General features: G+C 61.9%; 14 protein-coding genes and 1 tRNA gene. 9 read left to right on the top strand and 6 right to left on the bottom strand.

Features of this window, described 5'->3' with window-relative positions; genetic code table 11:
- Window positions 1-8 precede the first annotated feature (8 nt).
- The 9 genes from SOQ14_RS12060 to SOQ14_RS12020 all read left to right on the top strand — a co-directional run bounded on the left by SOQ14_RS12060 (window position 9) and on the right by SOQ14_RS12020 (window position 6,078).
- A complete protein-coding gene (locus SOQ14_RS12060) occupies window positions 9-224 on the top strand; it encodes a helix-turn-helix transcriptional regulator (RefSeq protein ID WP_322898368.1) in 216 nt (71 codons plus the stop codon).
- Window positions 221-514, top strand: coding sequence for a hypothetical protein (locus tag SOQ14_RS12055; protein WP_322898367.1), 294 nt, complete (start codon window positions 221-223; stop codon window positions 512-514). The genes SOQ14_RS12060 and SOQ14_RS12055 overlap by 4 nt, the downstream gene beginning before the upstream one ends.
- Complete coding sequence (locus SOQ14_RS12050) at window positions 511-810, top strand: hypothetical protein (RefSeq protein ID WP_322898366.1); 300 nt, start codon at window positions 511-513, stop codon at window positions 808-810. Before SOQ14_RS12055 ends, SOQ14_RS12050 begins: the two co-directional genes overlap by 4 nt.
- A complete protein-coding gene (locus tag SOQ14_RS12045; RefSeq protein ID WP_322898365.1) occupies window positions 807-2,156 on the top strand; it encodes a phage/plasmid primase, P4 family in 1,350 nt (449 codons plus the stop codon). Before SOQ14_RS12050 ends, SOQ14_RS12045 begins: the two co-directional genes overlap by 4 nt.
- A 345-nt stretch (window positions 2,157-2,501) precedes the next feature.
- The gene (locus SOQ14_RS12040; protein ID WP_322898364.1) at window positions 2,502-2,885 is read left to right on the top strand and encodes a hypothetical protein; all 384 of its coding nucleotides are present in this window, start codon (window positions 2,502-2,504) and stop codon (window positions 2,883-2,885) included.
- A complete protein-coding gene (locus SOQ14_RS12035; RefSeq protein WP_322898363.1) occupies window positions 2,882-4,273 on the top strand; it encodes a terminase large subunit domain-containing protein in 1,392 nt (463 codons plus the stop codon). The genes SOQ14_RS12040 and SOQ14_RS12035 overlap by 4 nt, the downstream gene beginning before the upstream one ends.
- Before the next feature lie 17 nt (window positions 4,274-4,290).
- Complete coding sequence (locus SOQ14_RS12030; protein ID WP_322898362.1) at window positions 4,291-4,983, top strand: hypothetical protein; 693 nt, start codon at window positions 4,291-4,293, stop codon at window positions 4,981-4,983.
- A 274-nt stretch (window positions 4,984-5,257) separates the two neighbouring features.
- Entirely contained in the window at window positions 5,258-5,857 is a 600-nt protein-coding gene (locus tag SOQ14_RS12025; RefSeq protein ID WP_322898361.1) for a hypothetical protein, read from the top strand.
- Complete coding sequence (locus SOQ14_RS12020; RefSeq protein WP_322898360.1) at window positions 5,857-6,078, top strand: hypothetical protein; 222 nt, start codon at window positions 5,857-5,859, stop codon at window positions 6,076-6,078. Before SOQ14_RS12025 ends, SOQ14_RS12020 begins: the two co-directional genes overlap by 1 nt.
- 78 nt (window positions 6,079-6,156) lie before the next feature.
- On the opposite strand, the gene SOQ14_RS12015 is transcribed toward SOQ14_RS12020, so the two are convergent.
- From SOQ14_RS12015 to SOQ14_RS11990, 6 genes are all read right to left on the bottom strand, one after another.
- A tRNA-Lys gene (locus SOQ14_RS12015) sits at window positions 6,157-6,232 on the bottom strand.
- 113 nt (window positions 6,233-6,345) lie between these two features.
- Window positions 6,346-7,476, bottom strand: a complete 1,131-nt coding sequence (rodA, locus tag SOQ14_RS12010; RefSeq protein ID WP_322898359.1) for a rod shape-determining protein RodA — start codon at window positions 7,474-7,476, stop codon at window positions 6,346-6,348.
- Entirely contained in the window at window positions 7,473-9,635 is a 2,163-nt protein-coding gene (mrdA, locus tag SOQ14_RS12005; RefSeq protein WP_322898358.1) for a penicillin-binding protein 2, read from the bottom strand. The genes rodA and mrdA overlap by 4 nt, the downstream gene beginning before the upstream one ends.
- On the bottom strand, window positions 9,635-10,189 hold the full coding sequence (locus SOQ14_RS12000; RefSeq protein ID WP_322898357.1) for a rod shape-determining protein MreD: 555 nt from the start codon (window positions 10,187-10,189) through the stop codon (window positions 9,635-9,637). Before SOQ14_RS12000 ends, mrdA begins: the two co-directional genes overlap by 1 nt.
- Window positions 10,189-11,130, bottom strand: a complete 942-nt coding sequence (gene mreC, locus SOQ14_RS11995) for a rod shape-determining protein MreC (RefSeq protein ID WP_322898356.1) — start codon at window positions 11,128-11,130, stop codon at window positions 10,189-10,191. The genes SOQ14_RS12000 and mreC overlap by 1 nt, the downstream gene beginning before the upstream one ends.
- A 59-nt stretch (window positions 11,131-11,189) precedes the next feature.
- A complete protein-coding gene (locus SOQ14_RS11990) occupies window positions 11,190-12,233 on the bottom strand; it encodes a rod shape-determining protein (protein ID WP_322898355.1) in 1,044 nt (347 codons plus the stop codon).
- Window positions 12,234-12,380: the final 147 nt, after the last annotated feature.

The following is a 12,380-nucleotide window of genomic DNA, read 5'->3' as shown; positions in this document are numbered from 1 at the left end:
CGTGGCAAATGCAACCTAATCAGACGTTACAAACCAACCCAGAGCGGCGAATTCAGGCCGCAGCCGTTCGCGATTTGCTGGGCGGTGTTTCCCATATGTGGATCGAGCGCAGGCTCAATAATCCGCAATCGAATTTCCCCCGTCCGGTAAAGATTGGCAATCGTCGTTTCTGGCGAGAGCGCGAGGTTCTGGCGTGGCTTGATGCCCAAGAGGGGGCCGCATGATGGATGCGAAAAACCCCCGCACCGGGCAGGGCGCGAGGGCTTCGAAATCCACGGCAGCGGACAAGAGCCCTTCTACCCCAAACCACCCCGAAAACCAACCCCGGCGGCTTTGGGCTGTCATCGTCAGGCGTGACGTTTGGGGCAAGATCGTGGTGGCAATCGACCCGCCAAGTATCTCGCACCAGCCGCGCACGTTTCGCAGCCATGACGAGGCGGTTAAGCACGCTCGCGATCTGGCGAAGCTGCATGATGCCCTTTTCATCGACATGGTGATGGAGGGTGACGAATGAGCGACCCCACACTTGCCTTTCACGTCAAGCAATACGTCCCGCAGGCCGAGGGCGATGAATTGGCGCATCGCATCACGCTTTTGAAGGCGCGTGACCATGCCGCAGCATTGCGCGGGCGAACTGATGGATGGCTTGCAACTGAGTGCGCCTGTCATGCCCATGACATTGCTGGGCGGTTCGTCTTTCGCCTTGGTGAGAGCGTGCCGCGCCTAGAGATGGCCGCAAACCTTTGCCGATACCTGGTGCGCGCTGCGTTGACTGCTGACAGCCTCAATTCCGAGGATGACCCCCTTTGACCGATATTGAACTTGATGCGCTGGCAGAGGCGCAGAGCCGCGAGTTTCTTGGCGATAACGTCCGGCAATCCAACGGCACCACTAGCGAGGATCAAATCGCGCTTGCCTTTGTGCGTCGGCACAAGGAGCGGCTGCGCTTCGATCACAGCGCCGGTAAATGGTATGACTACACCGGCACGCGGTGGCAGCGGAACGAAACCAAGCTGGCGTTTCACTTTGCACGCGAGTTGGCACGCGAGGCCAGCGATGGGGCAAAGGGTTTCTGCAAGGCCAGTGTGGCTAATGGTGTGGAGGCGTTTGCCCGCGCCGATCCTGCGCTTGCTGTTACGGCTGACCAGTGGGACCGCGACCCGTGGCTGTTAGGCACACCGGGCGGCACCATTGATCTACGCACCGGCGAGTTGATGCCCGCTCGCCATAGTGACCTAATCACCAAGCAGGCAGGCGCGGCACCGGATAGCGGCGAGCCTGTCCGCTGGCTGCAATTCCTCAATGAGGCGACCGCAGGCGATAAAGAGCTGATGCGGTTCTTGCAGCAAGTGGCGGGATACTGCCTCACCGGCCTGACAAATGAGCACGCGCTGTTCTTTATCTACGGGCCGGGCGGTAATGGGAAATCGGTTTTCCTTAATCTGCTCAACTATGTGTTGGGCGATTATGCCACCACATCGAGCATGGATACCTTCACCGCATCCAAGTTTGACAAGCATCCGACAGAACTTGCCATGCTGAAGGGTGCCCGGCTTGTCAGTGCCAGCGAGACAGAGCAGGGCAGGGCATGGGCTGAAAGCCGTATCAAGCAGCTTACCGGCGGCGACACCATCAGCGCCCGCTTCATGCGCCAAGACTTTTTCGAATTCGTCCCCCAATTCAAGCTTGTGATTGTCGGCAATCATGCGCCCATTCTGCACAACGTGGATGAGGCTGCACGGCGGCGCTTCAATATCATCCCCTTTACCCAGAAACCCGCAACGCCGGATCGAGAGTTAGAGGACAAGCTAAAGGCCGAGGCCGGACAGATCCTGTCATGGGCAATCGCTGGTTGCCTTGATTGGCAGACCAACGGGCTCGTCAGGCCGGAAGTGGTGACTGCCGCAACCGAAAGCTACTTCGAGGAACAAGACCTGTTTACGCAATGGGTCGAAGAACGCTGCGCGCCCGACATATCGCGGCGGGAAACTCCCACAGCGCTCTATAATGACTGGAAAGAATATGCACTTGCAGCCGGTGATGATCCCGGAACGCAACCCCTTATGAGAGCCAAGCTTGAGCGAGCAGGCTTCACGTTCGGAAAGTCCAACGGAATTCGCTTCTATCGCGGGTTCCGACTTAGGCCGAAGCGGTGAGGGCAGGGACGCTAGGGACGGATAGGGACGGGTTTTCTCTATAACCGACACATGCGCGCGCGCGTGGGCCGATAAATGCAAAGGGTCGACCCTATGCGACCCTTGTGACCCTATTTGGTTCAGGAAAATGGCCGCAAATCTGAACAACATTTTAGGGCTTTTCTTCCCCTTGCTGGCAGCAATCGACCGAGTTGCATCCGGGCTTGTGGATAAGATACCCTGATACTCTATCAAAAGGCCCACACTGCCTAACTACCTGTAACTGTGCGCTATCTATCATTCTTGGCTGCGGAATGATAAAAGTGGGGTAACGATAGGGTAACAGATAGGCCGATAGCCAAGCCAATGCCAAAGACTAGCGCCACCCATGACAAGCCATTGCCGCAATTCAGCACGCGCAAAGGCAATGCCGGTTTCGCCTTGGCTGGTGTGGATGGCCGCAGCCTTGTCGCTCGCCGATTTCGCGAAATCTATCTCAACATCGAAAGCGACTTGGGCGGCGATCTGTCCGAGGCGCAGCGTCACCTGATTGCCAGAGCCGCAACGCTCGCCTTGTGGTGCGAGGAACGTGAAACCGAATTGGCAGCGGGCGGTGAGTTTGATGCCGGAGCCTATGCCACGATTAGCAATGCCTTGCGCCGCCTGCTGTCTGATCTGGGGCTAGAGCGCCGCATGAAGGATGCCACGCCCACGCTCGCGCAATTCCTTGCTGACAGGGCTGCGCAGTGACCGTCACCATCCGCGACCTGATGACAGACCCGGCATTGTTCGGCGGGCAATTCGGCGGCGAGTCTTTCGCTAATTGGCGCACCCTACTAGCGGCAAAATACGGGCTTGAACTGTCCGAGGATGAGCGCATCACCCTAGAGGCCATTACAGGCCGCACAGATGCCCCACAGGACGCTTTCAGCGAACTATGGCTGGCAGTGGGCAGGCGTGGAGGCAAGTCACAGGTTGCGGCCCTGATCGCCACCTATGAGGCCGCGTTCAAGGATCACCGCGCCAAGCTTGCGACAGGTGAGTGGGCCACCATCCTGCTAGTGGCTGCTGACAGGGCGCAGGCTCGCACCTTGCTGCGATATGTCCGGGGCTTGTTCGAGCATCCGCTGCTGTCCCCGCTGGTGACGCGCACCACCGAAAGCAGCATCGAACTAGGCGAAACCCGCACCATCATCGAAGTCGGCACTGCATCCTATCGGGCATTGCGTGGCTACACCTTGGCCGCGTTTGTGGCTGATGAGGTGGCGTTCTGGTTCAGCGATGGCGCATCGCCTGACCGCGAGATTATCCAAGCCATCCGGCCAGCATTGGCAACGCTTGGCGGGCCATTGATTGCCCTGTCATCCCCTTACGCAAAGCGGGGCGTGCTATGGGATACCTACAAGCGCCACTTTGGGGGCGATAGCGCCCGCATCCTTGTGGCGCAGGCTCCCAGCCGCACCATGAACCCCACACTACCGCAGGCCGTCATTGATGAGGCGATGGCGGATGATCCCGAAGCTGCGCGGGCTGAATATCTGGCCGAGTTTCGCAGCGATATTTCCAGCTTCCTTGATGTCGAGCTGATCGAGCGCGCAACCCGTTCGCGTCCGCTTGAACTGCCCCCGCTTGAGGGCGAGCAATACTTTGGCTTTGTCGATCCCAATGGCGGCGGGAAGGATGAATTCACAATGGGGATTGCCCATGTCGAGGGTGATCTAACCGTGGTGGACATGGTGCGCGGGCGTAACGGCTCCCCGGCTGGCATTGCCGAGGAATTCGCGGCCATCTTCAAGCAGTATCGCATCGGGGCGGTGTATGGCGACCGCTATGCGGGGCGCTGGCCTGCTGATGAATTCCGCAAGCATGGCATTGAGTATCTGGCGAGCGAGTTAGACCGCAGCGCGCTTTATCTCGAACTGATGGCGCGGCTCAATTCCGGTGCGGTGATCCTGCCCCCTGATGACAAGCTGAAGCGCCAATTGGGCAACCTTGAACGCCGCACGCATCGCAGCGGGCGCGACACAATCGACCATCCCCCCGGCTCAAATGACGACCGCGCAAATGCCGTTGCGGGCGCGGTGGCATTTTCTCGAACCCGCAAGGCAACCGCAGTGACCAAGGCGGTCATTTTCTAAAAATGGAAGGTTAAATCATGGCTATTCGGAAATCAGTCGCAGCGTTGGATATCTTGAAGCGTGCCGAGGCGGCGAACCCGCAAGGCTGGGCAACGGAACTGGTGAACGGCGGGCGCAAGGCCACCGCGTTGCTGGAATCGCTCGAAACTGTGGCGGCAAAGCGCAATCCGACAGAAACGCCGGAGGCTCACGCGCTACGCGTGCACAAGGCGGCGCAAAAGGTTTTGCAGCAAGTCGAGGAACTGACCGCCAAGGCTAACGAGACGCGCACAGCGGCAGGCCGATCTATCTCTGAGCAGATACAGGCTCGCACGAAGCTGACCGATGGGCGGCGCGGTGCAGAGATCCGCACGCTGTTTCGTCAATTGCCCGCGCAGGATCGTCAAAGGCTGATGGAGGTTGCGATGCAAAATCGTGATGATGAGACGCTGGCGGCGTTGTTCGATGCACCCACTTATCTGTCCGGCATGGATGCGGATTATCAGTCCCGGATGAAGCTTCACTATGAGACGCTGATTTGTCCCGAACTGCATGAGCAGCTTGAAGCGGTGCTGGACGCTGACAATTCGATGAGCGTGATCCGCCGGGTGGTGCGAGAGGCCGCATCCGAGGCGCTGAACCCGTCTTACGTTTCGCGCATCGTTAAAGAGCAGGCCGAGGCCGAGCAGGCGCAGGCAGGGTTCGAGGGCGCAATTGCCAGCAATCTTTGAATAGCGCGGCGGGTTTAATCCTTTTCCCCGCCAGTGCGGGGCCGCGTGCATCTAGCCAGTGTGCGCGGCCCTAACCGCAGGAGAACGAAAATTTCAAAAGTCCTCAAAATAGTCGGAACCATTGCGGCGGGCGTTGCCATCTTGGCGACCGCTGGGGCTGCGCTTGGGCCTGCGCTGGGCCTGAAAGCCGCGACAATCGGCACGCTGAGCAAGGTTGCGACCATTGCCAGCACGCCATCCCACCCCACCCATATCGGTTACAGGATCACCCGCCATGACAATGCAGAACGGATGCAAGGACGCGACCACGGCCTATCTGTGGGCGGATACAGCCTATTGGTCGATGGCGACGGGCGATCTGGCATTTCACGACACGAAGGCTTTCCACTCGACGGATTGGCCGTGGGCGGCGAGCCTGACGACTTGGGGCGAAGTGTCCCCGATGCAGTTAGTGGGCGACATAAGCTATTCCGACACGAAGGACTTGGATAGCCTGCTGGCGAGCAGCGTGGATGCCTTGCGCGGTTTCGTGCGCGATGGCGGCGGCGGGCGCATCCTTGTCGCCAGTTTCGAGGGCAAGCCGCGTCTGCACATGATTGCCTGCCATGAGGTTTTCCCCGGATACGGCGCGTTTGAGCCGGTCGAGGTCGAGCATTTCACCTCATCTGCAAACGAGACTGAGGCCTATAGAGAGGCCGCAGGGGATATGACGCCGGAAGCGATGCGCCGCGTGATTGATGCGCAGTGTTCTACGCCATTTGTCGGACAGGGGCCGCTTGCCAAGCTGGGGCCGCGCATCTGGGTTGGCGGCAACATTGTGCGCGTCGAGGTTGGCGCGGATGGCGTAAAGACGGCAGTTGAACGGCCTGTCTAATGCTTGCGACGTTTCCTGAACGCGAGACAAGCCAAGCCTATGTCAGACTGTTTCGCGCAGTGCTGGCCGAGGCTGTGAAGCATGATGATGCGGCGGAATGGATACAGACCCGCGACGGGCAGTTAGTTTGCGATCTGGCGCTGGTGGAGCGCGAGGCGGTGGAGCGGGCTATTCTGCGCGGCGATGTGCCGAGGCGGAAAGCGAAAAAACAGGACGCTTGAAGCGTTACCCCGCTTGTTACCCCGGCGAAGTTTCGCAGCTTGGGAAGGGGTGAAATCGTCGCTAAGTGTTTGAAAAGGTGGTGGACGCACTAGGGCTCGAACCTAGGACCCGCTGATTAAGAGTCAGCTGCTCTACCAACTGAGCTATGCGTCCATACCGAGAGTTTCGGCATCGCGGACCGGGCTGCCAGCGGCGCGCCTTGATTCGCGTGAGGCGCTGCTATGAGCTGCGTCAGCGGGATTGGCAAGCGCTTTTCGCGGCCTGTCTCAGACAGAAAGTCCTGATTTGGGCGCTTCGCGATTCCAGCGGTTCACCATCATCAACAAGCCGATGCAGATCATGTTGGTCATCATCGATGATCCGCCATGACTCATCCATGGCAGCGGGATCCCTTTGGCCGGGGCCATGCCCATTACCATCAGCAGATTGATCGCGATGTAGAAGAAAATCGTCGCGGTGGCGCCCGCGGCGAGCAAGGCGCAGAAGCGGTCTTGCGATTCGCGGGAGACTTTCATCCCCCAGCGCAGGATCAGCGCATACATCACGAGCACGAACACCCCGCCCATCAGGCCCCATTCCTCGGCCATGGTGGCGAACACGAAATCCGTGTGCGGTTCGGGCAGGTATTCAAGATGGCTCTGCGTGCCGTTGTTGAAGCCCTTGCCGAACAAGCCGCCCGATCCGATCGCGATCTTCGATTGGGCAATGTGATAGCCTGCCCCGAGCGGATCATTTTCGGGGTCGAGAAAGGTCGTCACCCGCGCGCGCTGGTAATCGCGCAGCGCAAAGAAATAGATCAGCGGGGCCGCCGCGACCGCGCCGCCCCCGGCGAGCAGGAACCACCACAGCGGGAGCCCGGCCAGAAACATCACCACCACGCCGCCAAAGGCAATCGCCACCGAGGTGCCGAGATCGGGCTGCATCAGCACCAGACTGATCGGGAGAACGATCAGCATTCCCGAGGGGACGAGCGAGCGCCAGGTGCCGATCATCCCGTTCGGCAAGGTCGCGTAGAAGCGCGCCATCGCCAGCACCACCGCAGGTTTCATGATCTCCGAAGGCTGGATGCGGATCGGGCCGAATTCGAGCCAGCGCTGGCTGCCGCCACCGACCGCGCCGACAATCTCGACCCCCATCAGCATCAGCAGCACCAGCAGATAGGACGGATAGGTCAGCACGCGCACGGCTTCGCGCGGCATGGCGGCGATGATCGCCGCCATCACCATGAACACCCCGAAGCGGATGAAGTGCGAGGTGGCGAAAGGCTCCATCGAACCGCCGCCCGCGGAATAGAGCACCAAGCCGCCGAATGCGGTCAGCAGCATCACCGGGATCAAGACCTCCCAGGGCTGGCGGGCAATCGGTTCGGGAATGATGCTGCGGGTGGCGGGCTTCATGGCGTGGTCCCGCCTGGAGGCGGCCCAGGTGCTGGCGCGGGTGCAGGTGAAGGCGCCGCTGCGGCCGGGGCGGCACTCCCACTGGGGCTCGCCGCATCCGGGGGTGAGGCTGCCGAAGGATTGGCCTCGGGCCGCGGGGTCACCACCTCATTGGCGATGCTTTGCGAACGCGTCGCCGCGATCCGGGCCTCGGCCTCGACTTGCTCGAAGATGTCGCGATCCTGCCGCGGCGGCCGCGGCAGATCAGCGCCGCGCTCGCGGGCATAGGCCTCATAGCGCGCCGCAAGCCGCTGCTGGGCGGTGCCGCCCCATTGCTTTTCCAGCGCGAGCAGCGCGTCCATCCCTTTCGCCGGATCGAACAGAAAGGTCGTGACGTCGCGGGCGATCGGATAGGCCGCGCCCGATCCGCCGCCGTGCTCGATCACCACCGCACCGGCATAGATCGGATTGTCGAAGGGCGCGAAGAAGATGAACAGCCCGTGATCGCGATATTTCCAAGGGCCGGACTTGCCGTCCGACTTGCTGAGCGAGACAACCTGCGCGGTCCCGGTCTTCCCCGCGATCAGCACATCGGGGATCGGCAGGCGCGCACGGCCCGCCGTGCCGGGCCCGTTGACGACATCGCTCATCGCGCGGCGGACATAATCGACCTGCTCGCCCGAGAAATCGATCGTGTCAAAGCCCTTGGGCTTGGTGTCGAGCGTGAGGCGCGGCATCACATGGCGCCCGGTCGCAAGACGGGCAGACATCACCGCAAGCTGCAAGGGGTTGGCCAGCATGTAGCCTTGCCCGATGGTCGCGTTGACAGTGTCGAAGGTCGCCCATTCGCGCCCGAACTTGTTCATCTTCCACGCGGGATCGGGCACCGTGCCGTAAAACTGGCTGATCACGGGGAGGGGGAATTCCTGCCCCATCCCGCAGCGCCGCGCCATTGTCGCAATCGGGTCCATCCCGACCCGCTGGGCCATGGCATAGAAATAGACATCGCAACTCTGGTAGATCGCCTTGGCCATGTTGGTGGCGCCATGGCCGCGCCGGTTCCAGCACCCGAAGCGGCGATTGCCGACCTGCAAGCCGCCGCCGCAGAATACGGTCTCGTCAGGGTCGACGCCCTTTTCGAGCAGCGCCATCGACACCATCGGCTTCACGGTCGAGCCGGGCGGGTAAAGGCCCTTGAGCACCTTGTTGCGCAGCGGCACGCGTTCATCATCGCGCAGCATGGCATATTCGACGCTGCCGATGCCGTCGGAAAAGCTGTTGGGATCAAAGCTCGGCATCGAAGCCATGCACAACAGATCGCCGGTGCGGCAATCCATCACCACCACCGAGCCGCTTTCGAGCCCGATGCGCCGCGCGGCATAGTCCTGCAACGGGCCATCAATCGTCAGCCGCACCGGATTGCCCTGCACATCATCGCGGCTTTCGAGATCGCGCACGATCCGGCCCGAGGCCGTCACTTCGACGCGGCGGGCACCGGGAATGCCGCGCAGGTCTTTCTCGAACTGCTTTTCGACCCCGTCCTTGCCGATCTTGTAGCCCGGCGTGATCAGGATCGGGTTCGGGTCTTTCTCATATTCCTCGGCTGAAGCCGGGCCGACATAGCCGATGAGGTGGCCGACACTCGGCCCCGTCGGGTAGAAGCGCGAGAAGCCGCGCTGGGGCACCACCCCTGGAAGATCGGGCAGGCGTACGCTGAGCGCGGCATATTGTTCATAGGTCAGCCCGCTTGCGACCTCGATAGGGCGAAACCGCCGCGCCTCGGCGACATCGGCCTTGATATCGGCAATCCGGGTGACCGACAGGCCCAGCAGATTGCCGATCAGATCGATTGTCTTGTCGGGATCGCGCAGCCGCTCGGGGATCACGTCGACTCGAAAATCCGCACGGTTCGAGGCGAGCGGAGCCCCGTTGCGATCCAGAATCCAGCCGCGACGCGGCGGGATCAGCGACAGATTGACCCGGTTGCTTTCGGATTTGAGCTGGTATTTCTCGTTCTCGGCAATCGCGAGATAAGCCATGCGCCCGGCAAGCAGCACCCCGATGCCGCCTTGCACAGCCCCGATCACCACGGCCCGGCGATCAAACCGGTCACGCAGGATGCTGGCGTTGATCAGCGGGCCTGTGCGCTTGCCTTCACCTCCGAGCGGCCACCAGCCCATTATGCCAGCCTCCGCGTCCGGGTGAGGCGGAACCGATCAAGCCCGGCGATCACGCGCGCCAGCAGCGGGTAGATCAGGACCGCGGTGAGAAATTGCGGCAGCGCCGCGATCAGCAAGGGCTGCGACAGCACCGCACCCGATGTCACCATCGCCGCGATCAGGTAGAGCGTGACAGCAAAGCTGGCGGTGAACCAGTCCTGCCAGAAACCGCGCCACGGGAAGCGCGCTTCGAGCAGCTCCAGCCCGATCATCGCGAGCGACCACATCAGCACCGCGCTGCCGAAGGGCTGGCCGCTGATCAGATCATCAAAGGCACCCAGTGGCGCGCCGATCCACACCGGCAGGAGCCCGGGGCGCATGATCCGCCAGCCGAGCAACATCAGGAAACCCAGGGGCGGGGCCAGCGGCATCAGATCGGCAATCAGCAGCGCGGGCAGGAAGGATCCCGCCATGATGGTGAGATAGGGCACGCTCGTCGCCCGCAGCGGGGAGGGGGCGCGGTTGATCCGGCTGCCGTAGCGATCCGAACGGGAGCGCGGGTTCAACTGTTCCATTACCGTGCCGCCGCCTCGTCCGTCTGCGTGGCACCGCTCGTGCGGGCATTTTCTTCCGCCAGCGTGCGTTCGGGCTGGGTTTGCGCTGCTTTGACAGCGACCGGTTCGAACACCGGCTCGATCATCACGAAATTGGTGGCAGACGGTTCGGCCACCAGCCGGGCCAGCGCGCCATCGGGCTGCAATTCGGTCACCACCGCGACCGCAATGCCGGGGCGGTAATAGCCGCCGGCCCCGCTCGTCACCATCAGATCGCCTACCTTCAGCGGGTTGAGCCCAAGGTTGATCAGCTTGATCCGCAGGAACCCGTCCCCGCGCCCTTCGGCAAAGGCAACAACATCATCTTTCGCGCGGCGGACCGGCAGCACGCTCTCGCTATCGGTCAGCAGCATGACGCGGGTTGCGCGGCCCGCGACTTCGAGCACCCGGCCGATCACGCCCTTTTCCGAGATAACCGGCATGCCGGGCGCAAGGCCCTTGTCGGCGCCGATCGCGAGATAGGCATAGCGCCGCGCGCTCGCCGCGCTCGAACCGACGAGGCGGGCCACGGCAACCGGCTTGGCCTCGGTGCGCGACAGATCAAGCAGCGCCTTGAGACGGGCGTTCTCGGCGGCGACGGCTTCGGCCTCGGCAAGACGGACGCGGGCAATTTCGAGCTCTTCACGCAAGGCCGCGTTCTGGCTGCCCGCATGCCAGAAGCCGCTGATCGACGCCCAGATGCCCTGCGAACCACTGCGTACCGAGGCGGTGGTCTCGCCCGCCGGTGCTGTCACAGTCCCGGCCACACCGCGCAGCGGTGCAAAAGCGCCGGGCTCATAGAACGAGACAGCCAGCAGGATCAATCCGAGCAGCGCGCCAAGGGCCGCAAGCAGATAGCCGGTAAAGACCGAATATTGTGCTTTCCTTGAATAACCCGTTCGGCGCGATGCGGGGGGCGCCATGCTGCCTTAGTCCTCTTTGCCAATCATGAAGCGCGCACGGGGCGCGCAGGTCGCACAGCTCAGGCGTTCATCAAAACGCCGCGATAGATCGGATCTTCCATGGCACGGCCCGTGCCGATCGCCACGCACAGCAGCGGATCTTCCGCGATCGAGACCGGCAGGCCGGTTTCTTCCCGCAGATGCTCGTCGAGCCGCTGGATCAGCGCGCCGCCGCCGGTGAGCACGATGCCCTGGTCGACGATATCGGCAGCGAGTTCGGGCGCGGTGTTTTCGAGCGCGATGCGCACGCCTTCAACGATGGCGCCAATCGGTTCAGACAGCGCCTCGGCGACATGGGCCTGGTTGATGGTGATTTCCTTGGGCACGCCATTGACGAGATCGCGGCCCTTCAAGGTGATCGTCTCGCCTACGCCGTCTTCAGGGACGAGCGCAATGCCGTAATCCTTCTTGATCCGCTCTGCCGTGGCATCGCCGATCAGCAGGTTGTGGTGGCGTCGCACGTAGGAGACGATGGCTTCGTCCATCTTGTCACCGCCGGTGCGCACCGACGTGGTGTAGGCAAGGCCGCGCAGCGAAAGCACCGCGACTTCGGTGGTGCCACCGCCAATATCGACCACCATCGAGCCGACCGGCTCGGTCACCGGCATGTCTGCCCCGATAGCCGCCGCCATCGGTTCGAGGATGAGGTGCACTTCGGATGCGCCCGCATTGGAAGCCGCATCGCGGATCGCGCGCTTTTCCACCGAGGTCGAACCCGAAGGCACGCAGATCACGATTTCGGGGTATTTGAACAGGTTGCGCTTGCCATGCACCTTGCGGATGAAATGCTTGATCATTTCCTCGGCGATTTCGATGTCGGCAATCACGCCGTCACGCAGCGGGCGGATCGCTTCGATGCTATCAGGGGTCTTGCCCATCATCATCTTGGCATCATCGCCCACGGCCTTGACCCGCTTGATCCCGTTGATCGTCTCGATGGCGACCACCGACGGCTCGTTGAGCACAATGCCCTGATCCTGCACGTAAACGAGCGTGTTGGCCGTTCCGAGATCGATGGCCATGTTTTGCGAACCGAATTTGAACAGGTTGGACAGGAAGCTCATGATGTGGTCTTTTTCCAGTGATGACGGAAAGGCTCGCTCGCGCCGCCCGAAAGGGTGGCCACGCTGCACTGCTGATCCCGTTTATGACATGCGCCCGAAGCGCCTAGCGAATCCGCAGACAAAACGCCAAAAAATTTGTGCAATCGC

The organism is Erythrobacter epiphyticus (genome assembly GCF_034653295.1).
Taxonomy (GTDB): Bacteria; Pseudomonadota; Alphaproteobacteria; order Sphingomonadales; family Sphingomonadaceae; genus Erythrobacter.
The sequence above is the reverse complement of the archived record's forward strand: the minus strand, read 5'-3'. Positions and strand labels throughout refer to the sequence as shown.

What these genes read in the sequence shown, in the direction of transcription:
- SOQ14_RS12060 (WP_322898368.1), top strand. Translation starts at nt 9, where the DNA reads ATGCAACCTAATCAGACGTTACAAACCAACCCAGAGCGGCGAATTCAG.
- SOQ14_RS12055 (WP_322898367.1), top strand. Translation starts at nt 221, where the DNA reads ATGATGGATGCGAAAAACCCCCGCACCGGGCAGGGCGCGAGGGCTTCG.
- SOQ14_RS12050 (WP_322898366.1), top strand. Translation starts at nt 511, where the DNA reads ATGAGCGACCCCACACTTGCCTTTCACGTCAAGCAATACGTCCCGCAG.
- SOQ14_RS12040 (WP_322898364.1), top strand. Translation starts at nt 2,502, where the DNA reads ATGCCAAAGACTAGCGCCACCCATGACAAGCCATTGCCGCAATTCAGC.
- SOQ14_RS12030 (WP_322898362.1), top strand. Translation starts at nt 4,291, where the DNA reads ATGGCTATTCGGAAATCAGTCGCAGCGTTGGATATCTTGAAGCGTGCC.
- SOQ14_RS12025 (WP_322898361.1), top strand. Translation starts at nt 5,258, where the DNA reads ATGACAATGCAGAACGGATGCAAGGACGCGACCACGGCCTATCTGTGG.
- SOQ14_RS12020 (WP_322898360.1), top strand. Translation starts at nt 5,857, where the DNA reads ATGCTTGCGACGTTTCCTGAACGCGAGACAAGCCAAGCCTATGTCAGA.
- rodA (WP_322898359.1), bottom strand. Translation starts at nt 7,476, where the DNA reads ATGAAGCCCGCCACCCGCAGCATCATTCCCGAACCGATTGCCCGCCAG.
- mrdA (WP_322898358.1), bottom strand. Translation starts at nt 9,635, where the DNA reads ATGGGCTGGTGGCCGCTCGGAGGTGAAGGCAAGCGCACAGGCCCGCTG.
- SOQ14_RS12000 (WP_322898357.1), bottom strand. Translation starts at nt 10,189, where the DNA reads ATGGAACAGTTGAACCCGCGCTCCCGTTCGGATCGCTACGGCAGCCGG.
- mreC (WP_322898356.1), bottom strand. Translation starts at nt 11,130, where the DNA reads ATGGCGCCCCCCGCATCGCGCCGAACGGGTTATTCAAGGAAAGCACAA.
- SOQ14_RS11990 (WP_322898355.1), bottom strand. Translation starts at nt 12,233, where the DNA reads ATGAGCTTCCTGTCCAACCTGTTCAAATTCGGTTCGCAAAACATGGCC.